The organism is Paraburkholderia sp. RHO2, from assembly GCF_050955445.1.
GTDB classification, from domain to species: Bacteria; Actinomycetota; Actinomycetes; order Mycobacteriales; family Mycobacteriaceae; genus Prescottella; species Prescottella agglutinans_A.
The window spans coordinates 3,316,559-3,339,359 of sequence record NZ_CP162617.1; the positions used below are offsets into that span (position 1 = coordinate 3,316,559).

Sequence of the window (22,801 nt, forward strand, 5' to 3'; positions counted from 1 at the left end):
CCGTGGCAGCACGAAAGCACGGCACCGCTGTCGCCGACGTGATCGTCCCGGCGGCGCGGCAGCACTACGAGCGACTGTCGTCGCTCGCCGCCGACGTGCGCGCCGACGCCCCGGACTCGGTGCACCAGATGCGGGTGTCCACGCGACGCTTGCGCAGCCTGCTGGGCTCGTTCCGACACGCATTCCCGCCCGAAGCCACCGCCACGGCCCGGGACGAACTGCGCTGGCTCGGATCGGTTCTCGGCAAGGCCCGCGACGCCGAGGTCCTCGCTGCCCGGTTCTCGGACCTGATCGACGACCAACCCGCCGATCTCGTGGTCGGGTCGGTGCACCAGCGCCTCGTCGGGACGCAGGAGGACCTGTACCGGGCGGCGCACGCCCACGCGGTCGAGGTGCTCGCGCAGGCGCGGTACGCGGCGCTGTGCGCCCTGCTCGACGAGGTCACCTCGGGCGACCACGCCGTCCCCGCGGAGATGACGCTGCGCGGCGGGCTGGACAAGGCGTACCGGCAGCTCCGCAAGGCCGCGAAGAAGGTACGTGCGCTCGAGCACGATGACGGCGCGGACATCGGCCCCGCCCTGCACCGGGTGCGCAAGCGCGCCAAGAAACTCCGGTACGCCGCCGAGGCCGTCGCGGTGGCGGAGCCGTCCGCCGCCGACCTCGGGGCCGCCGCGAAGTCGCTGCAGACCATGCTCGGCGACCACCAGGACGGGGTCCTCGCGCGCGGGTGGATCGTCGACACGGTCGCGCAGGCCCGCGACGACGACGAGGACACGTTCACGTACGGGCTGCTGTACGCCACCGAGGAGCAGGTCGGCGTCCGCGCCGCCGCCGAACTCCCGCGGCACGTCAAGGCGATCCGACGGGCCCACCGGGAACTCGACTTCACGACCTGACGCCGGAACGGCCTACGCCGGGAACGCGAACTGCACCGAGCGACCGACGACGTCGGCGGCGACCAACCGGACCTTCACCTCGTCGCCCTCCGCCGGATCCCCGGCACACTTGGCGATGACCGAGATCGCGGGCACGAAGACCTCGGCACCGCGCTTGTCCCCCGCCGCCCGCAGGACGGTGGCGTCGAACACCTCCCCGACGCGTCCGGCGAGGAGAACCGCCTCGGTGAGGTCGACGCACGCGCGGTCCACCTTGTTCGCGCGGGCGTCCGACGCCCGCATCACGGCGGGCAGGCTCGGTAGCGCCGCCCGCACCCACTCGGGGATCGGGGTACCGGCGGACACCGCGAGACACACCTCGGTGGTGAACCGGTCGGACAGCCGCCGCAGCGGCGCCGTGACGTGCGCGTAGGAGCCACCGATTCCCGAATGACCTGACACTGCGGGCAACTCGCCGTCGAAGGCGACGTAGTCGGCGCCGCGGAGCAGTGTCGTCGCCTCCGTCATCATCACGAGCGACGCCGCCGTGTTCGGATCCAGCGCGGCGAGCACCTCACCGACGCCGCGACCGTCGCTCCACGGCACACCGAGGGCGCCGGCGGTGCGGCGCAGCGACTCCACCGCGGCGCCGGGCGGTGGCGGCATCGTCCGCAGCAGGCCGACCCCCGCGTCGAGCATCAGTCGCGCCGCGCACATGCCCGTCAGCAGGGACACCTCGGCGTTCCAGTCGTCCGCGTCGGTCCGCGGCTGGATCTCCACCTTCCAGCCGTCACCGTGCCGCACGACGCGCTGCTCGGGCAGGCGCAGTTCGATCGCGCCCCGCTCGATCGCCGCGACCGCGCGCAGTCTGCCGAACTCGGGCAGCGACCGGATCGACGGGTGCAGCGTCCCGGTCTCCGAATGCGCCTGCACCGTCGCGTAATCGAAGCGGGCCACCGAGCGGACGAGAGCCCGCGTGACGGCTACCGACGTGGGCCGGGCCCGCCCGTCCAACTCGATCCGCCACAGCGCCGCCGGACGGACGACGTCGGGCAGCAGGCTGGCCGCATCCTCCGACAGCGCCCGCGGGTGGAGCGGCACCGAACCGTCGGGCAGGTAGAAGGTCTGTCCGCGGTCCCGTGTCGCGCTGTCCAGCGCGCCGCCCGGGCGCACGACGGCGGCCACGTCGGCGATGGCGTAGTGCAGCACGAACCCGGAGGCGGTCCGCTCGAGGTGCAGCGCCTGGTCGAGGTCCATCGACCCCGGCGGGTCGATCGTCACGAGTGCGAGGTCGGTCCGGTCCTCGCGCTCACCGTTCCACGTGTCCACCGCACCGGCCACCTCGGCGAGCACCTCCGGAGAGAACTCGTCGAGGAGGGCGAATTCGGCTCGCACCGAGTCGAAGTCGACACCGTGCGCGGTGACCCGGGCCATCCCGACGGCCCGCGGCCTACCGTTCAATCGTTCCACTCGGCGTCCGCGTCGTCCGCTGCCTTGTTGCGTTCCGCCGCCGTTTGCAGCGCGCGCTCGGCGCTCTCCCGGTCCGGATACGGTCCCATCCGGTCGAAGACGTTGGGCGACTTGCCCTGGCTGACCGACCCGTCCGAGATGCTGAAATACCACTGCTTGTCGTCGTCGCTCATGCCCTCAGTGTGCCCCGCTGCCGGCGCCGCCACCATCGCATCGGCGGACGCTACGTGATCGTTGTGTGAAGTCGCCGTGAAGTTGTCGACGTAGTTCTGTGACAAAACCGCTCGGCCTGCTAATCTCTGCGCGTACGGCGCACTCGCGTCGACGCCCACGCGTCACCGAATCGCCGGTGCACCTGTCCCTCATGTACCGACGCGATGCGTCAGAGATCGGAGTCCTGCATGTCCTACATCATCTTCGACACCCTGCTCCCGTACCTCGGCAAGGCTGACGCCGAGTACTGGGCCAAGCTCCTCATCGTGAACCCGCTCGGCGGCTACTTCCAGTAGCGCGCGTACGACGAAGGCCCCCGGATTCTTCCGGGGGCCTTCGTCGTTACTCGGATTGGGCGGACGAGTCGGCGTGTAAGCCGGATCCTGTCCCCGGCGCTCACGCGCCGGGTGGCGACCATCCATCTGGGCACACCGTCGCCGGGTACCTCGAGCGGTTCACCCGCAGGCTCGGGCGAGCAGCCCTCGAACACCTGCGCAGCCGCACACCGCGTCCTGAGAGGACACCGGTGCGGCCTTCAACCTTGCTCCGGGCGGGGTTTACCTAGCCACCCCAGTCACCTGGGGTGCTGGTGCGCTCTTACCGCACCGTTTCACCCTCACCGACGCTCGCGCGCCGGCGGTCTGTTTTCTGTGGCACTGTCCCGCGAGTCACCTCGGGTTGCCGTTAGCAACCGCCCTGCTCTGTGGAGTCCGGACTTTCCTCGGCACCGGGCCTGACATCTCGAGGATGCCGGTTCCCGTCGCCGCGGCCGCCCGGCCAACTCGTCCGCACGACCAGCCTACTGGGTGAGCGGGCCGGGTCCGAATCGGCACCGCCGGACGATGTCGGTGCGCGCCAGTAGGGTCGCCGCATGACCCGATATGTGGCACTCCTGCGTGGAATCAACGTCGGCGGAATCAACATCAAGATGGCGGATCTGCGCCGGGTGTTCACCGGACTCGGGTTCGACGACGTCAAGACGGTCCTCGCGTCGGGGAACGTCCTGTTCACCACGGAGTCGACGGACACCGCGGCGTTGAAGGCCCGCATCGAATCCGCGCTGCGCGCCGCGTTCGGCTACGAGGCGTGGTTGTTCGTCCTCGACCTGGACACGCTCGCGGCGATCGTCGAGGCGTACCCGTTCGATCCGGAGCGCGACGGCTGGCACCCGTACGTGATGTTCACGGCGGAGCCGGCCGTCCTCGCCGCCCTGCTCGAGGTACAGGGCGATCTCGATCCCGCGATCGAGCGCATCCAGGGCGGCGAGGGCGTCCTGTACTGGGAGGTCGAACGCGGCCGGACCCTCGACAGCACGTTCGGCAAGAACACCGGCAAGCCGAAGCTCAAGGCCGTGACCACCACCCGCAATCTCCGGACGCTGGTCAAGCTCCTCGGTTAGCGCCGGCGGGTTCGAGCGACTCGTCGGCGAACGGGTCGCCCTTGCGGGGCGCGTTGTACAGGTCCTCGTCGAGGATCTTCTCCCGCTTCGCGACGATGGTCGGCACCAGCGCCTGCCCGGTGACGTTGACGGCGGTGCGGCCCATGTCGACGATCGGCTCGACCGCCAGCAGCAGACCGACACCGGCGAGCGGCAGTCCCAGCGTGGACAGGGTCAGCGTGAGCATCACGGTCGCGCCGGTCGTTCCGGCGGTGGCCGCCGATCCGATCACCGACACCACGACGATGAGCAGGTAGTCGGTCAACCCCAGGTCCACGCCGTAGAACTCGGCGACGAAGATCGCGGCGATCGCCGGGTAGACGGCGGCGCAGCCGTCCATCTTGGTGGTGGCGCCCAGCGGCACGGCGAACGACGCGTACTCGCGCGGCACGCCGAGGTTGCGCTCGGTCACGCGTTCGGTGAGCGGCAGCGTCCCGATCGACGACCGGGACACGAAGCCCAGCTGCGTGGCCGGCCACACCCCGGAGAAGAAGTTCTTCACCGACAGCCCGTGCACGCGGATCAGGATCGGGTACACCACGAAGAACACGATCGCGAGGCCGATGTAGACGGCGACGGTGAAGACACCGAGCTGGCCGATGGCGTCCCAACCGTAGGTCGCGACGGCCTTGGCGATGAGGGCCGCGGTGCCGATCGGGGCGAGGCGGATGATCCACCACAGCACCTTCTGCACGATCGCGAGGAGCGCGGCGTTGAAGTTCAGGAACGGCTCGGCCTTCTCCCCCACCTTGAGGGCGGCGATGCCGATCGCGATCGCGACGACCAGCAGCTGCAGGACGTTGAAGCTCAGCGACGTCGTCGCCGACAGACCCGACGCGGCGTCACCGGTGACGGTGGTCTTGGCGCCGAGGCCGAGGAAGTTCTGCGGCACGAGGCCGGTGAGGAACGCCCACCACGAGCCGCCGGTCTTGGGCGCGGTCGCCTGCGCGGCGTCGACCGTGGTGTTGGCGCCCGGCTGGGTGATCAGACCCACCGCAATGCCGACGAGCACCGCGATGAACGCGGTGATCGCGAACCACAGCAGTGTCTGGACCGCGAGCCGGGCCGCGTTCGCGACATTGCGCAGGTTCGCGATGGAACTGACGACGGCGGTGAAGATCAGCGGGATCACCGCGACGGTGAGCAGCGCGACGTAGCTGGAACCGATGGTCTTGACGGTGCCGACGAGCCAGTTCTCGTTGCCGTCGGCGGCGTCGGGCATCGACCGGGCGATCAGACCGATGACGAGACCGAGGATCAGACCGGCGACGATCTGGGGTCCGAACGAGGTTGCCCACTTGGGCAGGGCGCGCCGGGGCGCGTCGAGGGTGGGGGCCGACATGGGGGCCTTTCCGGTGGAGATGTGGAGACGGCGGCGCACGACGACATGCGCGCGACCGAGGGGACGCACGGCGGGCTCAGTGGGATGAGCCGGCCCGGGACTCGAGTGGTCTACCGGGTGTCAGGCGTGACAGACCGCGCTCGCCTGCAGACAGTTGTCGACGTAGCGGCGACAGGTCAGCAGGGCGTTCACAGCGCAAGAGGCTACGCCCCCCACTCGCGCGGAATCCAATCGGGCACCCATGAGGTGGGAGGGGCGGACAATGGAGCGCGACTGTGATGTCGCCGACGCGCACCAACCCACCGCCGAGGAGCGATTGCGATGGACGAGGGCCTGGCCCGAACCACCACCCAACTGGTCACGATCGCCGTCTCGGTGACCGTCCTGGTGATCGGCATCCTCGGATTCGTTCCGGGTGTCACGTCCGGCCTGGGCGACATCACCTTGGCCGGGCCCGGCACGGACGCCCGACTGCTCGGCTGGACCGATGTGTCCGTGCTCCACAACGTCGCACACATCACGACGGGAATTCTCGGTCTGGTGTTGTCGCGGACGCTGGCCGCCGCCGAGATGTTCCTCATCGGCACCGGCCTGGTCGCGATCCTGCTGGGCGTGTACGGACTGGTCATCGACGCCGAGACGGCGTCGAACTTCATGCCGATCGACCGTGCGGCCAGCTGGCTCCACCTCGTCGTCGGGGTGACGTTGGTCTTCCTCGGCGTCGCGGTACCGCGCCACGACGACGGCCCTACAGATGCGACGTATCGTTGACCAGCCGCACCGACGAGCCGCCGTCCGGGTAGAACTCGGCGATGCTGAGCGACGCGAGATCCAGGTGCAGGCGGTACAGCAGCGATGGTCCCACGTCGAGCGCCAGCTGCAGCAGCGTCTTGATCGGCGTCACATGGGTGACCACGAGGATGTTCGACCCGGCGTAGGCGGCGGTCAGCTCGTCGCGCACGGCCTCGATCCGCGCCCGGACCTCGTCGAAGCTCTCCCCCTGGGGCGGCCGCACCGCCGTGTCCGACAACCACCGGCGATGCAGGTCCGGATCGCGCTCCGCGGCCTCGCCGAACGTGAGGCCCTCCCACTTACCGAAGTCCGTCTCGGTCAGACCCTCGTGCACCGTCACCGGTAGTCCGAGCGCGCCGGCCGCCGCCTCGGCGGTCTCCCGGGCGCGGCCCAGCGGCGACGACACCACTGCCGCGATCGCCCCCTTGGCTGCGATCCGCTCGGCGGCCGCCCGCGCCTGCGCGCGGCCGACCTCCGTCAGCGGCGGGTTCCCGCGACCGGAATACCGGCGTTCGACCGACAATTCCGTCTGTCCGTGCCGCAGCAGCAGCATCCGGGTCGGTGCGCCGACGGCACCGGTCCAGCCCGGCGCCGCCGCGGCCGGTCGGGCCGGCGCAGCCTGCTCGGCGTCGGCGTTCTCGTCGGCGACGAACCCCGACGTGATCGCGTCCTCGCCGTCCATCGCCTCGTTGGCGAGGCGGTCGGCGTGGCTGTTCTCGCTGCGCGGAATCCACGTGTAGGTCACCCGTGCGAACGAATCGGCCAGTTCCCGCGACCGCTGCGCCAGCGGAATCATGTCGGGATGCTTGACCTTCCACCGGCCCGACATCTGCTCGACGACGAGTTTGGAGTCCATGCGGACGTCCACCTCGCGCGCGCCGAGGTCGCGGGCCGCGGTCAGGCCCGCGATCAGTGCGCGGTACTCGGCGACGTTGTTGGTGGTCACACCGAGGAACTCACGACGCTCCGCGAGGACGCGACCGCGATCGGCGTCGAACACCACCGCGCCGTAGCCGGCCGGGCCCGGGTTGCCCCGCGATCCACCGTCGGCCTCGACGACGACGCGGCTCAGGGTCACAGACCGGATTCCTTGGTGCGCACCATGATTGCGCCGCACTCGGGGCAGCGGACGACGACGTCGGCGGGCGTGGCCGCGATCCGGGCGATCTCGCCGCGGTCGATCTCGATGCGGCACGCACCGCAGCGGCGGGCCTGCAGCAGCGCGGCGCCGACGCCCTTCTGCTCGCGCTGCTTCTCGTAGATGGCGAGCAGGTCGTCCGGGAACTGGCCGATCAGGGCCGCCCGGTCGGTTTCGCACCGCGCCTGCGACTTCTCCAGGTCGGCGACGGCGTCGTCGCGGCGGCGCTCGGCGTCGATCAGCTCGTCCTCGGCCTGGGTCAGTCGCGCACCCGCGTGGTCGTGGTCCGCCTGCGACGCCTCCCGGCGCTCCATCACCTCGAGCAGTTCGTCCTCGAGCACACTTTGGCGGCGTTCGAGGCTGCTGAGCTCGTGCTGCAGTTCCGACAGCTGCTTCGGGGCCAGAGTGCCGCCCCCGAGCAGCTTCCGGTCGCGCGCCTCGCGCTGGCGGACGGCGTCCACCTCGCCCTCGAGCTTCTTGATGTCGCGGTCCAGGTCGTCGAGCACGATCTCCACGGCCACCGACGAGTCCTTCCGGGAGACGCGCTCGGCCTCGAGGCGCTCGACCTCCTGCTGTTCGGGCAGCGTCGAGCGACGGTGCGCGAGCCGTGCCAGCTCGGTGTCCACACCGGCGAGCTGGAGAAGCTTGGACTGCACTGAGGGATCGACGTTCACGCGTGGAAGCTCCTGCTGTGTTCTTGGTCTTCAGGGGTGCTCGGACGGACCGAGATCAGAGGTCAACCGTACCCCCGAAAACCCCGGACACCGACCACATCAGTGACAGGCCACGGTCCACGGGTCGGTGCGCAGGTCCGTGACCCGCACCTCCCAGCCGTCGACGTCCCCGAAGCGGGCGTCGAGCACGTCCTTGGCCTGCGCGCACCACGGCTGCTCGCTGGCCCAGTGCGCGACGTCCACCAGCGCCGGACCGCCCGTGCGCAGGTGCTCGTCGGCCGGGTGGTGTCGCAGGTCCGCCGTCACGTAGGCGTCGGCGCCGAGCGCGGAGACGGTCCCCAGCAGCGAGTCGCCCGACCCGCCGCACACCGCGACCGTGCGGACGATCCGGTCGGGGTCCCCGGCCGCGCGCACGCCCCACTCGGTGCGCGGCAGCGCCGCCGCGACCCGCGCGGTGAACTCGCGCAGCGTCTGCGGCCGCGGCAGCGCGCCGATCCGGCCCAGCCCGCGGCGGCCCGGGAAGTCCGCGGTCTCGAACACGTCGAACGCCGGCTCCTCGTACGGGTGCGCGCCGCGCAGCGCCGCCAGGATCCGCGATCGCGCGGACCGCGGCGCGATCACCTCGATCCGGTCCTCGACGACCGCCTCGAGGTCGCCGACGGCGCCGACCGCGGGGTTCGCCCCGGCCAGCGGCCGGAACTGGCCCTCGCCGGTCACCGTCCAGCTGCACTCGCGGTAGTCGCCGAGCTCACCGGCGCCGGCATCGAACAGCGCCGCACGCACCCGGGCGGTGTCCGTGGTCGGCACCATCACCACCCACTTGTCGGTGACGGTGTCCGGGATCGGGATCAGCGGGCGGGTGTCGACCAGCCCGAGCGCCCCGGCGAGCGCGTCGGACACGCCGGGATCGGCGCGGTCGGCGTTGGTGTGTGCGCTGTAGAGGGCGCAGCCGCCGCGGATCAGCCGGTGCAGCAGCGCGCCCTTGGGGGTGTGCGCGCCGACGGTGTCCACCCCGCGCAGCAGCAGCGGATGGTGCACCAGCAGCAGCTGCGCACCGGAGTCGAGGGCCTCGTCCACCACCGCGGCGGTCGCGTCGACCGCGACGACGACCCTGCGCACCGCGTCCGCGGGGTCGCCGGCCACCAGGCCCACCGAGTCCCACGACTCGGCCAGCGCCGGCGGGTAGGCGGCCTCGAGTGCCGCGATCACATCGGCAAGGCGTGGAGTGGTCGGGGGTGTCGTCACAGCATCTCCCTCGTCAGCTCGCTCATGGCGGCGATCAACTGTTCGGTCAGCGCTCGCGGCCGCACCGCGATGCGCAGGAAGTCCGGACCCAGGCCCGGGAAGGTGTCGCACCGGCGCACCGCGATCCCCCGCGCGCGCAGATGGGTGCGCATGCCTTCGCCGTCGGGCAGGTGCAGCAGCAGGAACGGGGCCGCCGCCGGCACGTGCACGTCGATGCCGGCGGCGCGCAGCAGTCCGACGGCCGCGTCGCGGTCGGCCGCGATCCTTCGCGCCTGCTCGCCGGCCTCCGCGACGGCCGCGGGTTCGCTGCACGCGGTGACCGCCTCGAGCTGCAGGCTGCCGACCGGCCAGTGCGCCCGTCCGTGGCACAGCCGCTCCAGGACGTCGGGGTGGCCGAGGGCGTACCCGCACCGCAGGCCGGCGAGCGCCCACGTCTTCGTCAGGCTGCGCAGCACCAGGACGTCGGGCAGCGACCGGGCGGCCACCGACTCCGGCTCCCCCGGCACCGCGTCCATGAACGCCTCGTCGACCACCAGGATCCGGCCCGGACGCCGCAGCGCGAGCACATCGGCGGCCGGGTGCAGTACCGACGTCGGGTTGGTGGGGTTGCCGAGCACGACGAGGTCGGCGGACTCGGGCACCGCCGCCGGATCGAGCCGGTAGGGGGCGTCGAGCACGACGTGCGTGACGGGGACGCCGGCCTCGCGCAGCGCCAGCTCGGGTTCGGTGAACGACGGGTGGATCAGCGCGGCCTCGCGGACGCCGAGCCGCGGCAGCATCGCGAATCCCTCGGCGCCGCCCGCGAGCGGCAGCACCTCCTCGGCGGCGCGCCCGTGGCGGGTCGCGACCTGCTCGCGCGTGCGCCGCTCGGCGTCGGCGCTCGGATACCGGCCGAGCCCGGCCACCGCGCCGGCGAGCCTGCGCCGCAACCACTCCGGCGGGCCGTCGCCCTGCACGTTGACCGCGAAGTCCAGCAGTCCGGGCAGCGCCTCCGCGTCGCCGTGGTGCCGCAGCCGCGCGAGCGCGTCCTGCGCCGTTCCCGAACCGAATGCCATAGCCGTCGAGCCTACGGCGCGCACGGGCGAGCACCGGACCGGGCGTCCGCGGGCAATGGCAGCACAATGGAGCGGTGACGTCTTCCCCATCCGATCCCCTCGCTCCCGTGATGCTGTTCGACCTGGACGGCACCCTCACCGACTCCGCGCTCGGCATCCACAACGGCTTCCGGCACGCCCTCGCGGCGGTCGGTCGACCCGAGCCCACCGCGGACATGCTCGCGACCGTGATCGGCCCGCCGCTGATGGATTCGATGCACGCGATGGGCCTGGACGAGGCGACGACGACGGCAGCGCTGGCGGCGTACTTCGAGCGGTACGACGCGGTGGGCTGGTCGGAGAACGAGGTGTACGACGGCATCGAGCCGATGCTGGCGCTCGCCCGGGACACCGGGGCACGCCTCGCGGTCGCGACGTCCAAGACCGAGAAGTTCGCGATCCGCATCCTCGAGCACTTCGACCTCGCCGGGTACTTCGAGGTCATCGGCGGGGCCAGCTCCGACGGCTCGCGGCGCGCGAAGGCCGACGTGATCGAGCATGTGCTCGGCGGTCTCGGCATCCCGGCTGCCGCGGGCGCGGTCGCCGACGTCGTGATGATCGGCGACCGCGAACACGACGTCCACGGCGCGGCCCGTTGGGGCATCCCGACGGTGTTCGTCGAGTGGGGTTACGGCACCACGGCGGAGGCCCAGGGCGCCCGCTGGTCGGCGCCGACGGTCGCGGAACTCGCACGGATCCTGACGGGGCCGGCCTGAGATGGACATGATTCACGTCACGTTCGTCTGCACCGGCAACATCTGCCGGTCCCCGATGGCGGAGCGGATCTTCGCCGCGCATGTGCTCCGCGCCGGTCTCGGCGACCGGGTCCGCGTGACGAGTGCCGGCACCCACGGCTACCACATCGGCGACGGCGCCGACCGGCGGACCGACAAGGTACTCGAGGCCGCCGGCTATCCGACCGGCCACCGTGCGGCACAGGTCGACGACGACCACCTGGCCGCCGACCTGGTGGTTCCACTGGACCGCGGGCACGACCGGATCCTCGCCCGGCTCGGCGTGCCCGCCGAGCGCCGTCGGCTGCTGCGCAGCTTCGACCCGGACGCGGACGGCGATTCGGTGCCCGATCCCTACTACGGCGACATCACCGACTTCGAGTTGGTGCGCGACCAGATCGAGGCCGCCGTGCCGGGCCTGCTGACCTGGGTGCGCGAGAACTGAGCTGCCGGCGAGCCAGTACCGTGGTAGTCGTGCGAAGGCTGACGTTTCTGTTGCGACCCGGCTGGCTGGCGTTGGCAGCCGTCGTGGCCGGTTTCGCCTTCATGTGCTTCACGGTGCTGGCGCCGTGGCAGCTGGGTAAGAACACCAAGACGTCCGAGCGGAACGGGCTGCTCGAGCAGTCCATCAACGCCGACGCGGTCCCCATCGACGACCTGATCGTCGGCACCGGTCCCACACCCCAGGACGAGTGGCGGAAGGTCGTCGCGACGGGCACCTACGTTCCCGACAGCGATCTGCTCGTGCGCCTGCGTTCGGTCGAGGACGCTCCTGCCTACGAGGTGCTCACGCCGATACGGCTCGGCGACGGGCAGACCATGCTCGTCAACCGCGGCTACGTGCGCCCGGTCGAGGGCACCACGGCACCGTCGATCCCGGCCGCGCCGGCCGGTGAGGTGACGCTCCAGGGCCGCATCCGCATGTCCGAGGGAACGGTCGTCGGCAAGGAACCGATCAACGAGGCCGGCGCCAACCAGGTGTACTTCATCGACTCGGGCCAGATCGGCCAGTTCATCGGGACCGACCTGGTCAACGGATACCTGCAGCTCGACGAAGACCAGCCGGGCGGGCTCGGCACCATCCCGCTGCCCCAGCTCGACGCCGGACCGTACCTGTCGTACGGCCTGCAGTGGCTCGCGTTCGGCATCATGGCGCCGCTGGGCCTGGCCTACTTCGTTCGCGCCGAACTCCGCGAGCGACGGAAGGCGCGGGACGCCACCGCAGCCGCAGCCGGGGCCGCCGCGGCACCTCCCGAGCCTGCGCCCGGGCCCGATCCGGAGCCTGCGACTCCCACGGCGAGGGTCACCGCGCCGGCGGAACTCGACGCGACGACGCCGAGCGACGACTTCCGGCTTCCCGCCCGCAAGGGACTGCTCAAGAAGTCCAAGGCACAGGACGCTCCGCTCAGCGAGTCGCAGGCCAAGCTTGCCGACCGCTACGGCAGGAACCGCTGAGCACAGTCCCGCCGTCGGGACGCCATATGCTCGCGGCATGAACGCTGCCCGGGTCGTCTCCGCCACCGCCGCGATCGCAGTGGTGCTTCTCCCGCTCGGCATCGGCGTCACGGTCGCTGTGCGGGCAGCGCAGCAGGGCAGGGACCTCCAGGCCTGGCCGCTGGTTCTGCTGTGGATGCTCTACGGATCGTTCGTCGCGGTGGTCGCATTCCGGGTGTTGCGGCGCACCGCGGTGACCGAGGCCGCCGAGGCGCTCGCGCAGGCACGCCGCGACGACGACGCGCGCGTGCTCGATCAGATCCCGGCCCCTGCCAGGACCCCGCGGATCGACCTCGACGACCTCGACGATCCCGAGGCGATGCGCCTGCTCGCCTACAACGACCGACTGGCCCGCCTCCGCGATCAGCGTTGACGTAGCCGGGCCGCCGGGAGGGCGAGGGCGAGGGCAGCGGCCGCGACGGCGGCCCCCACCTGCACCGCCGACGACAGCCGCGCCGCCCGCTCGAGATCCGCGACGACCGGCGCCGGCCCGGAGCCCAGCGTCGGCCGTAGCTCGACGCCGTGCGCGTACTCGGTGCGGCCACCCAACTGCACGCCCAGCGCGCCCGCGGCGGACGCCTCCGCCACCCCGGCGTTGGGGCTCGGATGCCTCGCCGCGTCCCGCCGCCACGCGTCCAGCGCGCCGCGCGCGGACCCGCCGACGACGGGCGCCACGGCTACGGTGAGCGCACCGGTGACGCGGGCCGGCACGAGGTTGACGAGGTCGTCCCAGCGCGCCGCCGCCCAGCCGAATCGCGAGTACTTCGCCGACCGGTAGCCGATCATCGCGTCGAGCGTGTTGGAGGCGCGGTACCCGAGCAACCCCGGCACGCCGAGGACGGCGCCCCAGAACAGCGCACCGACGGTGGCGTCGGAGGTGTTCTCGGCGACCGATTCCAGGCTGGCGCGGGCGAGTCCGTCGGTGTCCAGGACGCTCGGGTCGCGGCCGCACAGCGACGGCAGCAGCGCCCGCGCCGACGCCAGGTCACCGGCCTCGAGGTGCCGCGCCATCGCCCGCCCGGTCCCCGCCAGCGAGGTGCCGCCGAGGACCGTCCAGGTGGCCGCCGCGGTCACCGTCGTCTCGCCCAACCAGCCCAGTCGCGCGCCGAGGCGGTGTGCCACCGCGCCGCCAGCCGCTGTCACGCCGACGAGCACCGCGGTGTGCACGGCGCCCGACAGTCGACGGTCCGCATATATCCGCTGCTCCAATCCCATTGCGGCAAGACCGAATCCGGCCACCGGGTGCCACCGTCGCGGATCGCCGACGACGCGGTCGGCGGCGTAGCCGAGAAGAAGACCGGCCGCCCGGGCGGTGGAACGGGAACGTCGGGCCGGGACTCGGCGGGCAGAGCGCAACACGACCGTATTTCTACCAATCGTCCGTCACTCGGCGCCCACGGAGTCGCCGGGCAGTGGCACCCTCGACACCATGCCGACGAGTCCCGAAGCTCCGACCGTCCTGCTCGTCGAGGACGACGACCGTCTCGCCGACCTGCTCGGCGACCTGCTGTCGGAGGAGGGATATCGCGTCGACGTGGCCCGGGACGGCCAGGCCGGCCTGCACCGGGGCCTGACCCACCGATACGACGTCATCGTCCTGGACCGGGGGCTCCCGGCGTGCGATGGCATCGAGGTGCTCCGCGCGCTGCGGCGGCGCGCGGTCGACACCCCGGTGCTCGTGCTCACCGCGCGCGGAACACTGGACGACCGGGTCGAGGGACTCGACGCGGGCGCCGAGGACTACCTGGTCAAGCCGTTCGAGATACCCGAACTGCTGGCGCGGCTGCGGGCGCTGCGACGGCGGCGGCTCGAGGCGGCGGAGTCCCTGCCGGTGGCGGGCCGCGTACTCGACCTCGCGAGCCGGACGGTGACCGGCACCGACGGCGCCGTCGAGCTGTCGGCCAGCGAATGCGCCCTGCTCGCGGCCCTGGCCCGGTCCCCCGGGCAGGTGTTCACCCGAGGGCAGCTCCTCGATGCCGCGTTCGGCGCCGCCGACACCCCGGGCACGGTCGACACGTACGTCCACTATCTCCGTCGCAAACTCGGCCGCGACGTCGTCCAGACGGTCCGCGGGATCGGTTACCGGCTCGGTTCGCGATGACGGCCCGGACGTTCCGTCGCCGCCCGAGCCTGTCCACCCGGCCGGCGGCAGTGATCGGCGACGAGCACCTGCTGCGGCGCGCCGGACGCGTCGCCGCGCTCCAAGCGTCGGTCGCGCTCGCCGTGGTGCTGTTCGTGGTGGGGCTGGTGGTGTTCGTCGTGGACACGCGCGCCCAGTCGCGGCAGATCGACGCGACGCTGCGGTCGGTCGTCGAGACCACCGAGGACGTCGACGATCCCCCGCCCGGCACGACGCTCGCGCTGCGGACACCCGCCGGCACGACGGAGGTCAGCGCGGGCGCGCCACCGCAGGCCGCGGCGCTGCTGAACGAACCCTCGGGCTTCTCCACCGTCGACGACGGCGACCGGCACTACCGCGTCTTCGTCTCCGACACCGTCCACGGCCGCGCCGCCGCCCTCCTCGACCTCGAGCCGTTCGAGGCCGGACGGGATCGCCTGCTGTCGGCCCTCGTGCTCGCCGAGATCGCGGGGATGGCCGCCTCGGCCCTCGTCATCGTCCTGTTGTCCCGCAGCTCGATCCGCCCGCTGACGCTGGCGTTGTCGTTGCAGCGACGATTCGTCGCCGACGCGTCGCACGAACTGCGTGCCCCGCTGACGGTCCTGCACACGCGCGCGCAGCTGCTCGCCCGGCGGGCGGACCGGCTCGAGCCGGCCGAGGTCACACGCCAGCTCGACGGGATCGTGGACGACACCCGTGCGCTGAGCGAACTGGTCGAGGATCTCCTGCTGTCCGCGGCGCTGGAGACGGGACCGGACACGCGTGAGCCGGTGGATCTGGTGGCCCTGTGCGAGCAGGTTCGTGACAGCGTCGAGGCACATGCCGAATCCGTCGGAGTCACCGTCGACGTCGAGCGGGACTCCGAGTCACTGCTCGTGACCGGCGCCCGGCCGGCGCTCCGGCGCGCCGTCCACGGACTGGTCGACAACGCCGTCACCCACGTGCGCCCGGGCGGACGCGTGACCGTCCGGGTCGACCACGACGACGAGGACGCCCGAATCGCCGTGACCGACACCGGCGTCGGCATCGCGCCCCAGCAGCTGCCGCGATTGTTCACCCGCTTCGCGCACGGCCCCGACCAGCCCGCCGGGGGCCGGCGGTACGGAATCGGGCTGGCCCTGGTCCGGGAGATCACCCGCGCCCACGCCGGCGACGTACTGGTGGAGTCGACCGAGGGCGTGGGGACCACGTTCACGATCGTCCTGCCGCGCGGTTCCCAGAAGCCTCCAAGAAATCGCGCCTAGCGTGGCCACCGGTCGCACACATCCCGACGGAGGCGAGTCATCATGGGCCCCACGACATTCAACGGCATGCCGATCCACCCGCTGTTCGTGCACTTCGTGGCGGTCCTGGTGCCGATATCCGCACTGCTGGTGCTGTTGTCGGTCTGCTGGCCCGCCGCGCGGCGGCGAATCGGCATCCTCTCCCCCGTGGTGGCGCTGGTCACGCTGATCCTGGTTCCCCTCACCACCCACGCGGGCGAGTGGCTCGAGGAGCGGACGCCCAGCGACCCGCTGGTGCGGGTCCACGCCGAACTCGGCGACCAACTGATCTTCTGGTCGGCCGGCGTCTTCCTGGTCGCCCTGGCGTGGTGGGCGATCCACGATCCGCGTGTGTGCACGTGGCGGGAGTCGCGGGGCGGGTCGTCGCGCGGGCAGACGGCCCGGGCCGTGGCGATCGCGTTGGCCGTCGTCGCGATCGCCGTATCCGTCGGTTCGGTCGTGCAGGTCTATCGGATCGGCGACAGCGGCGCGGCCGCGGTGTGGAGCGGATCCGACACCGCGGACGAGGCGCCGAGCGCGCAGTCGCGGTGACCGCGCCCAGCCGTCACCGCTCGAAGCCGCGGCGCATGTCGTCGACGATGTGCGGCCGGTCCAGCGTCGACGGTTCGAGGTCGCGGCGCTGGCGGTCGAGTGGGAACACCGCCGCCGACGCGAGCGTCGCCGGGTCGAGGAACCGGCGCGGGGCGGCGTCCGGCGAGAGCGCCAGCGCGGGCGCGGGTCCCACCTGCGCGAGGACGTATCCCCAGTCCCCGAAGCTGGGCACGTACACGTGGTAGGGCGTCACGCCCAGTCCCACCGATCCGACGGTGGCGACGGTGCGCCAATACGCGTCGGCGGTGGAATACGGGCTGCCGGACTGCACCACCATCAGCCCGCCCGGCGTGAGGGCGGTGGACGCCACCCCGTAGAACTCGGTCGAGTACAGCCGGCCAAGGGTCGGGGTGTCCGGGTCGGGCAGGTCCACGATCACCGCATCGAACTGGCCGCCGGCCCCCTCCCGCAGCCACCGGAACGCGTCGTCGACGACGACGGTCACCCGCTCGTCCTCGAGCGCACCGCCGTTCAGCGCCCGCAACCGAGTGTTCGCCAGGTCGAGCACCGCCGGATCCAGTTCCACCTGGACGATCTCCCGGACGCCGGGGTTGCGCAGCACCTCCCGGGCCGCGAGTCCGTCGCCGCCACCGAGGATCAGCACCCGCGCGGGGTTGCGGGCGAGGACCGGGTATACCAGCGCCTCGGTGTACCGGTGCTCGTCCCGGCTCGAGAACTGCAGGTCGCCGTCGAGGTAGAGGCGCACGTCGTCGCCGCGTTCAGTGACGACGATCTCCTGGTACTGCGACCGCTGTGCGTACACGACCGGGTCGGGGTACAGACGCTGACGGGACGTCGTCTCGATGTCCGACGCCCGCACCAGCAGCCCGCCGAGCAGCGCGGCGGCCAGCAGCAGCGCGAGCATCGCCGCAGCCCGGACCGTCGGACGCAGGTGTCCACGCAGCAGGAACAGTGCCGCGACGGCCGCCGCCACCAGATTCACCATGCCGGTGAGCGCCGTGCCGCGGATCAGTCCCGCCGCCGGGAGCAGCACGAACGGCCACGCCAGCCCGCCGATCAACGCGCCGGCGTAGTCGGCCGCGTTGAGATTGGCGAGCACCTTCCCGGTGTCGGCGGCGTCGCCGTCGCGGCCCGTCTGCAGCAGCGTCATCAGCAGCGGGACCTCGGCGCCGACGAGCATGCCGATCGCCCCGGTCGCGAGGACCAGCACCCACGTCGACGAGCCCAGGAACGTGAACGCCACATACAGCGCGGCAGCGCTGACGCCGCCGACGAGGCCGAGCACCACCTCGACGGCGACGAACGACGGCGCGGCATGCCCCAGCAGGGGTTTGGCGGCGAGCGCACCGAGGCCGAGCGCCGCGACGAAACCCGCCACGATGAGCGAGGTTTCGGTGATGCCACCACCGGTGAGGCTGGTCGAGAGCGTCAGCAGCGCCAGTTCGTACACGAGCCCGCACGCCGCGCACGCCGCTACGGCGGCGAGCAGCACCACCCGCGACCGGCGTCCCAGCGCGGGCGGCGACGCGGGGGGCGCCGCGGGCTCGGTCACTGTCACGACAGTGCGGCGGCGTTGACCAGGCCCACCGAGAACAGTGTCACCGCAACGGCCCACGCGGCGCCGCACATGCGCGGCTCGCCCACCAGCGTGACCAGGCGCCCGGGCAGCAGCACGTTCATGATCGCCAGCGCGGCGGCCTGCAGCACGACACCGACGACGCCGTAGACCAGCGAATCGGTGATGCCCTGGGCGAATCCGTCGGAACTGGTCAGGATCGCGGTGACCACGATGACTGCCAGCGACAGATGGTTGGCGCCGAGCAGCAGCGCCGCGTTGGGATTCTTCTCGATGTACACCTGGTGCCGGAGGTTGCCCGGTGTCAGGGCGTCGAGCATTGCGAATCCGGCGGCCAGCACGCCGATCCCGACTGCGAAGTAGGCGAGCGTGCCGAGGACACCGCCCACGATGGGAAGGAACTCGACGGTTCCGATCTCGGTGGCGGCGGCCAGATTCGTGACGGTCATGTTCGCGCTCTCCGCTAGGTGTGTGATGGCGGTCATTTCGCGGATCCCGATCCGCCCGAGGTGTTGCCGGCGGCCGGTGAGCCGGGGGTGAACCCGGTGCCCAGGTAGGTGAAATGGCCGCTGCGGTAACGGCCGTCGAGGTCCTCGACGTCGATCGTGCTGCCGCCGCCGGGCGCGGGTCCGACGGTGACGATGTCGTCGTTGTACCGCAGGTATTCGTTGTTGCCGTCGGCCTTGCGCGCCGCCGGCACGTCGTCGCGGACAATCCGCTCGACGGTGGTGCCCACCGGATCCGGCGAGTAGTAGGTGGCGATGTCGCCCTGGGTGCCGCGATGTGAGAACTTGTCGGCGATGTGATCGCGCACTCCCCCACCGCATCCGGCGGTCAACAGCATCGTGGCGATCGCCAGGGCGACGACCACCCGGTGCCTCACGGCCGCCACCGGCTCTCGGTCTCGACCACCGTGCCGGTCACCGGACCGGGATACAGATGCCACGTCCGCCAGCGCCATTCGCCGTCGTTCGCGGTCGCCGTCAGCGCGGTGAGGGCGTCACGGTCGCCGGGGAAGGCCCCGCAGATCCAGTCGTCGCCGCCGGCCTGGACGCGCAGCCGCGCGGCCCGTCGTGCCAACTCGTCGGCCGACACCCGCTCGACCCGCGAGACGAACCGGTAGCCGGCCCGCTCGTCGAGTTCCGGGAGGTCGCGGCCGCCGGCCCGCCGCGCGTCACACGAGACCTGCTCGGTGAAGCGCCGGCCCGGCGCGGAGGCGATCACGACGTGCGACGCGCCGAGCACACCGAGCGTGAGCGCTCCGGCCTCGGCGTCGCGCAGGTGAAGTTCCGCGAGCGCCTTCGGGGCCGGGGCATCGACCACCAGCCCGAGGGCGTCCGCGTCGACGTCGGACGGTGCGACGTCGAGCAGGTGCACGCTCACGTGGCAGGCCCGGCGTGGATCACCGTCAGCTCGCTACGGGTGACGGCGCGGCCCGTCGAGACCTCCCACGACGCGGTCTTCGCCCACCGCTCGAACGCGAGCAGGCCGGTCTTGTCCGCGGTCGCGTAGTCCGCGTAGTCCATCGCACCGGACGGCGCCGTGCCGGTGGTGCCCTCGGCGGTGAATCGGGCCGCGCCCGACTCGATCTTCCGGTACACGCGGTCGTCGAGGATCACGTCGCCGCCGGGTTCGAGGCCGGTCGCCTCGCGCCGCATCCACAGCGTCATCTCGAGTTCGCCTTCGTCGTCCTCGACGGTGAGCCAGCGACGCCCGGTGGAACCGTCGAGCAGGTGCTCGCGCCACTGGTAGCCCTCCTCGTCGAGCGTGATGGTGCCGCGCACGACGTGGTCGATACCGGCGTAGGTGACGATGTCGCCGACGCCGATCCGGTGCGGGTCGTAGACCTCCGGGTAGTCGGCGAGCGGATCAACCCGCGCCGATACGGCGGGAGTCCTTGTGCGCCAGACGAATACGACGATCCCCGCGATGAGAACCAGGATCAGCAGGACAATCAGAAGAATCAGGACGGCCATCCGGACAGTATTCCCCCCGTAGTCGACTCGTTGCGCCGCCAGACCCTACCGGCGCGCGGCCTCGGACGGCCACTCGGCCCCGCGCGCACCGCAGCTTCGGCCAGCCTTGCATTGCTGGTGGATCGAACTCGCTCGCAATAACCTTCGGGTTGTGACCGCGAACCAGGAATCACCCGATGCAACCAACGACACCGGCAACGGACTGCACCCCGCCGAGCCCCACGTCGGCGGGCTCTCGTCGCGCCTGAACTGGCTGCGGGCCGGCGTGCTGGGCGCCAACGACGGCATCGTCTCGGTCGCCGGCCTGGTGGTCGGTGTCGCGGCGGCCACCACCGACCGCGGGCCGATCCTCACCGCCGGGCTGGCGGGTTTGGCCGCCGGTGCGGTGTCGATGGCCCTCGGCGAGTACGTGTCGGTCAGCACCCAGCGCGACACCGAGCGGGCGCTGCTGGCGAAGGAACGGCACGAGCTGTCGACCATTCCCGAGGCCGAACTCGAGGAGCTGGCCTCGCTCTACGAGGACAAGGGGCTGTCGCCGGCGACGGCACGGAAGGTCGCCGAGGAGCTCACCGCGCACGACGCGTTCGCCGCGCACGCCGAGGCCGAGCTGGGCATCGACCCCGACGAGCTCACCAACCCGTGGCAGGCCGCGATCGCGTCGGCGATCGCGTTCACAGTGGGCGCGATCCTGCCGATGCTCGCGATCCTGCTGCCGCCGGCCAGCGCCCGGATTCCGGTGACGTTCGTGGCAATGCTGGCGGCGCTCGCGATCACCGGCAGCCTCAGTGCGCGCCTCGGCGGGGCCAGCCGGCCCCGCGCGGTCCTGCGGGTGGTGACCGGAGGCGCACTCGCGATGGCCGTCACGTACGGGATCGGGCAGCTACTCGGCGTCGCCGGCGTCTGACAGGGGCACCGCCGGCGCCCCCAACAGCCAGCCCTCGAAGGCCTCGTTGCACAGGCAGGCCGACGAGCGCCGCGCCCGCAGCAGCGCCACCGCTCCGGCCGGGTCCGCCTCACCGGACAGCACCAGAGCCCGGGCCGCCACCAGGCTCGAGCGGTTGAGGCCCACCTGGCAGTGCACCAGGACCGGACCGGTCTCGCGGCACACGTTCACCCACGCCGCGAGCGCGTCGACCTGCTCGAATCCCTGCTCACCGCTGTCGTACATCCGGACGTAGACCTCGGAATCGATGTTGTGCCGCACGTCGTACTGCTCCCACGGGTACAGCGAGACGACATGGACGACGAAGTCCGGCAGGACCAGTCCGTCCCGGCAGCCGCCCTGCCACAGGTTCGGGGCGATCTCGCTGATGACCGGGACGTCGAACGGGATGTGCCCGTGCGCGGTGATGCCGACCAGGTGCTGGCGCATCGGGTCGATCCGGATGTCGATCGCGGTGGGATCGACCAGGTCGTCGTTCACGCTCGGGTCCGTTCGGTTCGCGGCCAAGAGTTCCTGAGAATTCCAGTATCTCCGGTTTCACCGCGGCGAGGCAGCGGAAAGCGTCAGCTCTACGCGTCCTCACCCCAGATGTACGCCGCGTATCGCGGGCAGGTCTCGTCGTCGTCCAGATCATCGAGACACTTCGACAGCTCCGGCACATGGTGCAGGGCGGCGAAGGACATCAGCAGATACCGAAGGTCACGTTCGTTCCCGATCGGAAACGTCGACTCTTCGGCGGTCAGTTCGAGCGCCCGGACGAGGGCGGCGCGATAGGCGGACTCGATGCGGCGAGATTCATCGAACGACGGATCCGATTCGGCCTCCCAGTCCGCCGCGATGAGACCGAACACGGTGACGTACTCGAAGCGCGCGCCGGGCGGAAGCGATTCGGCGATGCGCACGAGGTACGGGAAGGCCGCGATCGCCGCCGGCCAGGTCGTGCCTTCCGAGCACAGCGCAGGCCAGCCGTCCGCGAAGCGAGTCGCGTCCGCGGGATCCCGGACAAGCTCCGTCAGCCACTGCGGCACCCAGGAACCGTCGCCCTCCCGCGTCTGCAACGACGTCCAGGCGGGGTCATCCAGGGGCAGCGCGGATCGAATCACGTCCTCGCTCTCACGAAAGGTCCGGAATGCGCTCATCGTATTGCTCCCCGATCGGGCGGCGCTGGGCAATGAAAATCCCCCTGGACTGCAGGTTCTCAGTCCAGGGGGATCGTTCCGGTGGGCGCGGAGGGTTTCGAACCCCCGACCGCTGGTGTGTAAAACCAGAGCTCTACCACTGAGCTACACGCCCGAAATCCGGCGACGACTGCCGCCGGAATCGCTTCAGGACTTTAGCGCGGTGAGCGCTTTCTCCCAAGCTGCCTGGTCACGGGGTTCGCCGGGGCCGTTCATCTCCGCGAAGCGGATGATGCCGTCCTTGTCGATCGCGAAGGTGCCGCGATTGGCGAAGCCGAGCTTGTCGTTGAACACCCCGTACGCCTCAGCGACGGCGCCGTGCGGCCAGAAGTCCGACAGCAGCGGGAACGTGTAGCCCTGCTCGGCGGCCCAGATCTTGTGGGTCGGCGACGGTCCGACGGAGATCGCGAGGATCTCCGCATCGTCGTTCTGGTACTTCGGCAACTCGTCGCGCACGCGGCACAGTTCGCCCTGGCACACGCCCGTGAACGCGAGCGGGTAGAAGACGAGGAGGACGTTCTTCTTGCCACGGAAGTCGGACAGCGTGACTTCCTGGTTGTTCTGGTCCTTGAGCGTGAAATCGGGCGCGGTGGCGCCCACCTCGAGAGGCATGCCTGGTCCTAACGTCGGGTACGTCGGCGCATCCGCCACGACAAACCTACGCC

At 71.4% G+C, this 22,801-nt stretch carries 27 protein-coding genes, 1 tRNA gene and 1 other RNA gene; 11 read left to right on the forward strand and 18 right to left on the reverse strand.

Annotation, left to right across the window (positions count from 1 at the left end; translation table 11 throughout):
• Window positions 1–2: 2 nt before the first annotated feature.
• Window positions 3–896, forward strand: a complete 894-nt coding sequence (locus ABTV10_RS15390; protein ID WP_499028239.1) for a CHAD domain-containing protein — start codon at window positions 3–5, stop codon at window positions 894–896.
• Window positions 897–908: 12 nt separating this feature from the next.
• On the opposite strand, the gene ABTV10_RS15395 is transcribed toward ABTV10_RS15390, so the two are convergent.
• The 3 genes from ABTV10_RS15395 to rnpB all read right to left on the reverse strand — a co-directional run bounded on the left by ABTV10_RS15395 (window position 909) and on the right by rnpB (window position 3,343).
• The gene (locus tag ABTV10_RS15395) at window positions 909–2,345 is read right to left on the reverse strand and encodes an RNB domain-containing ribonuclease (RefSeq protein WP_499028241.1); all 1,437 of its coding nucleotides are present in this window, start codon (window positions 2,343–2,345) and stop codon (window positions 909–911) included.
• A complete protein-coding gene (locus ABTV10_RS15400; RefSeq protein WP_433605218.1) occupies window positions 2,333–2,518 on the reverse strand; it encodes a hypothetical protein in 186 nt (61 codons plus the stop codon). The genes ABTV10_RS15395 and ABTV10_RS15400 overlap by 13 nt, the downstream gene beginning before the upstream one ends.
• A gap of 396 nt (window positions 2,519–2,914) precedes the next feature.
• Window positions 2,915–3,343: RNase P RNA component class A (gene rnpB, locus ABTV10_RS15405), an RNA gene on the reverse strand.
• 86 nt (window positions 3,344–3,429) lie between these two features.
• Between rnpB and ABTV10_RS15410 the strand changes: the two genes are divergently transcribed.
• On the forward strand, window positions 3,430–3,957 hold the full coding sequence (locus tag ABTV10_RS15410; protein ID WP_499028243.1) for a DUF1697 domain-containing protein: 528 nt from the start codon (window positions 3,430–3,432) through the stop codon (window positions 3,955–3,957).
• On the opposite strand, the gene ABTV10_RS15415 is transcribed toward ABTV10_RS15410, so the two are convergent.
• Complete coding sequence (locus ABTV10_RS15415) at window positions 3,941–5,338, reverse strand: dicarboxylate/amino acid:cation symporter (protein ID WP_499028245.1); 1,398 nt, start codon at window positions 5,336–5,338, stop codon at window positions 3,941–3,943. The genes ABTV10_RS15410 and ABTV10_RS15415 overlap by 17 nt on opposite strands.
• Before the next feature lie 321 nt (window positions 5,339–5,659).
• Between ABTV10_RS15415 and ABTV10_RS15420 the strand changes: the two genes are divergently transcribed.
• Entirely contained in the window at window positions 5,660–6,109 is a 450-nt protein-coding gene (locus tag ABTV10_RS15420) for a DUF4383 domain-containing protein (protein ID WP_499028247.1), read from the forward strand.
• Here the strand turns inward: ABTV10_RS15420 and ABTV10_RS15425 are convergent.
• The 4 genes from ABTV10_RS15425 to cobC form a co-directional block, all read right to left on the reverse strand.
• The gene (locus tag ABTV10_RS15425; RefSeq protein WP_499028249.1) at window positions 6,087–7,208 is read right to left on the reverse strand and encodes a bifunctional RNase H/acid phosphatase; all 1,122 of its coding nucleotides are present in this window, start codon (window positions 7,206–7,208) and stop codon (window positions 6,087–6,089) included. The two genes, ABTV10_RS15420 and ABTV10_RS15425, sit on opposite strands and share 23 nt — an antisense overlap.
• A complete protein-coding gene (locus ABTV10_RS15430) occupies window positions 7,205–7,942 on the reverse strand; it encodes a zinc ribbon domain-containing protein (RefSeq protein ID WP_499028251.1) in 738 nt (245 codons plus the stop codon). Before ABTV10_RS15430 ends, ABTV10_RS15425 begins: the two co-directional genes overlap by 4 nt.
• A 99-nt stretch (window positions 7,943–8,041) precedes the next feature.
• Window positions 8,042–9,187: a Nif3-like dinuclear metal center hexameric protein gene (locus tag ABTV10_RS15435; protein ID WP_499028253.1), complete on the reverse strand. Its 1,146-nt coding sequence runs from the start codon at window positions 9,185–9,187 to the stop codon at window positions 8,042–8,044.
• Window positions 9,184–10,242 (reverse strand): Rv2231c family histidinol phosphate aminotransferase CobC, encoded by a 1,059-nt coding sequence (gene cobC, locus ABTV10_RS15440; protein WP_499028255.1) that lies wholly within the window; start codon window positions 10,240–10,242, stop codon window positions 9,184–9,186. The genes ABTV10_RS15435 and cobC overlap by 4 nt, the downstream gene beginning before the upstream one ends.
• A 74-nt stretch (window positions 10,243–10,316) precedes the next feature.
• On the opposite strand from cobC, the gene ABTV10_RS15445 reads away from it, so the two are divergent.
• Genes ABTV10_RS15445 through ABTV10_RS15460 form a run of 4 tightly spaced genes read left to right on the forward strand, consistent with a single transcriptional unit; the run spans window position 10,317 to window position 12,882 of the window.
• Window positions 10,317–10,997 (forward strand): HAD hydrolase-like protein, encoded by a 681-nt coding sequence (locus ABTV10_RS15445; RefSeq protein WP_499028258.1) that lies wholly within the window; start codon window positions 10,317–10,319, stop codon window positions 10,995–10,997.
• A 1-nt stretch (window position 10,998) separates the two neighbouring features.
• Complete coding sequence (locus tag ABTV10_RS15450) at window positions 10,999–11,460, forward strand: low molecular weight protein-tyrosine-phosphatase (RefSeq protein ID WP_499028260.1); 462 nt, start codon at window positions 10,999–11,001, stop codon at window positions 11,458–11,460.
• Between the two features lie 29 nt (window positions 11,461–11,489).
• A complete protein-coding gene (locus ABTV10_RS15455; protein ID WP_499028262.1) occupies window positions 11,490–12,470 on the forward strand; it encodes an SURF1 family cytochrome oxidase biogenesis protein in 981 nt (326 codons plus the stop codon).
• Window positions 12,471–12,507: 37 nt separating this feature from the next.
• Window positions 12,508–12,882 carry a hypothetical protein gene (locus ABTV10_RS15460; protein WP_499028264.1) on the forward strand — a complete coding sequence of 125 codons (375 nt, stop codon included), beginning with the start codon at window positions 12,508–12,510 and terminating at the stop codon, window positions 12,880–12,882.
• Here the strand turns inward: ABTV10_RS15460 and ABTV10_RS15465 are convergent.
• Window positions 12,873–13,868, reverse strand: coding sequence for a cobalamin biosynthesis protein (locus ABTV10_RS15465; protein ID WP_499028267.1), 996 nt, complete (start codon window positions 13,866–13,868; stop codon window positions 12,873–12,875). The genes ABTV10_RS15460 and ABTV10_RS15465 overlap by 10 nt on opposite strands.
• Before the next feature lie 70 nt (window positions 13,869–13,938).
• Between ABTV10_RS15465 and ABTV10_RS15470 the strand changes: the two genes are divergently transcribed.
• From ABTV10_RS15470 to ABTV10_RS15480, 3 genes are read left to right on the forward strand one after another with little or no spacing between them, the layout of a single operon-like run.
• On the forward strand, window positions 13,939–14,610 hold the full coding sequence (locus ABTV10_RS15470) for a response regulator transcription factor (RefSeq protein WP_499028269.1): 672 nt from the start codon (window positions 13,939–13,941) through the stop codon (window positions 14,608–14,610).
• Window positions 14,607–15,872: a sensor histidine kinase gene (locus tag ABTV10_RS15475; RefSeq protein ID WP_499028271.1), complete on the forward strand. Its 1,266-nt coding sequence runs from the start codon at window positions 14,607–14,609 to the stop codon at window positions 15,870–15,872. Before ABTV10_RS15470 ends, ABTV10_RS15475 begins: the two co-directional genes overlap by 4 nt.
• A gap of 42 nt (window positions 15,873–15,914) precedes the next feature.
• The gene (locus ABTV10_RS15480; RefSeq protein WP_499028274.1) at window positions 15,915–16,442 is read left to right on the forward strand and encodes a DUF2231 domain-containing protein; all 528 of its coding nucleotides are present in this window, start codon (window positions 15,915–15,917) and stop codon (window positions 16,440–16,442) included.
• Window positions 16,443–16,455: 13 nt separating this feature from the next.
• Here ABTV10_RS15480 and ABTV10_RS15485 read toward each other — a convergent pair whose 3' ends face one another.
• From ABTV10_RS15485 to ABTV10_RS15505, 5 genes are read right to left on the reverse strand one after another with little or no spacing between them, the layout of a single operon-like run.
• Window positions 16,456–18,015 (reverse strand): polyamine aminopropyltransferase, encoded by a 1,560-nt coding sequence (locus ABTV10_RS15485; RefSeq protein WP_499028276.1) that lies wholly within the window; start codon window positions 18,013–18,015, stop codon window positions 16,456–16,458.
• Between the two features lie 2 nt (window positions 18,016–18,017).
• Window positions 18,018–18,524 (reverse strand): DUF350 domain-containing protein, encoded by a 507-nt coding sequence (locus ABTV10_RS15490; protein ID WP_499028278.1) that lies wholly within the window; start codon window positions 18,522–18,524, stop codon window positions 18,018–18,020.
• A complete protein-coding gene (locus ABTV10_RS15495) occupies window positions 18,521–18,931 on the reverse strand; it encodes a DUF4247 domain-containing protein (protein WP_499028280.1) in 411 nt (136 codons plus the stop codon). The genes ABTV10_RS15490 and ABTV10_RS15495 overlap by 4 nt, the downstream gene beginning before the upstream one ends.
• Entirely contained in the window at window positions 18,919–19,422 is a 504-nt protein-coding gene (locus ABTV10_RS15500; protein ID WP_499028281.1) for a DUF2617 family protein, read from the reverse strand. The genes ABTV10_RS15495 and ABTV10_RS15500 overlap by 13 nt, the downstream gene beginning before the upstream one ends.
• Window positions 19,419–20,015 (reverse strand): DUF4178 domain-containing protein, encoded by a 597-nt coding sequence (locus tag ABTV10_RS15505; RefSeq protein WP_499028282.1) that lies wholly within the window; start codon window positions 20,013–20,015, stop codon window positions 19,419–19,421. The genes ABTV10_RS15500 and ABTV10_RS15505 overlap by 4 nt, the downstream gene beginning before the upstream one ends.
• Before the next feature lie 151 nt (window positions 20,016–20,166).
• On the opposite strand from ABTV10_RS15505, the gene ABTV10_RS15510 reads away from it, so the two are divergent.
• Entirely contained in the window at window positions 20,167–20,919 is a 753-nt protein-coding gene (locus ABTV10_RS15510; RefSeq protein ID WP_499028284.1) for a VIT1/CCC1 transporter family protein, read from the forward strand.
• Here the strand turns inward: ABTV10_RS15510 and ABTV10_RS15515 are convergent.
• From ABTV10_RS15515 to ABTV10_RS15530, 4 genes are all read right to left on the reverse strand, one after another.
• Window positions 20,896–21,438: a protein-tyrosine phosphatase family protein gene (locus ABTV10_RS15515; protein WP_433605257.1), complete on the reverse strand. Its 543-nt coding sequence runs from the start codon at window positions 21,436–21,438 to the stop codon at window positions 20,896–20,898. The genes ABTV10_RS15510 and ABTV10_RS15515 overlap by 24 nt on opposite strands.
• An 89-nt stretch (window positions 21,439–21,527) precedes the next feature.
• Complete coding sequence (locus ABTV10_RS15520) at window positions 21,528–22,097, reverse strand: hypothetical protein (RefSeq protein ID WP_499028286.1); 570 nt, start codon at window positions 22,095–22,097, stop codon at window positions 21,528–21,530.
• 82 nt (window positions 22,098–22,179) lie between these two features.
• Window positions 22,180–22,251 (reverse strand) — tRNA-Val (locus ABTV10_RS15525).
• A 32-nt stretch (window positions 22,252–22,283) separates the two neighbouring features.
• Window positions 22,284–22,748 carry a peroxiredoxin gene (locus ABTV10_RS15530; protein ID WP_127914073.1) on the reverse strand — a complete coding sequence of 155 codons (465 nt, stop codon included), beginning with the start codon at window positions 22,746–22,748 and terminating at the stop codon, window positions 22,284–22,286.
• Window positions 22,749–22,801: the final 53 nt, after the last annotated feature.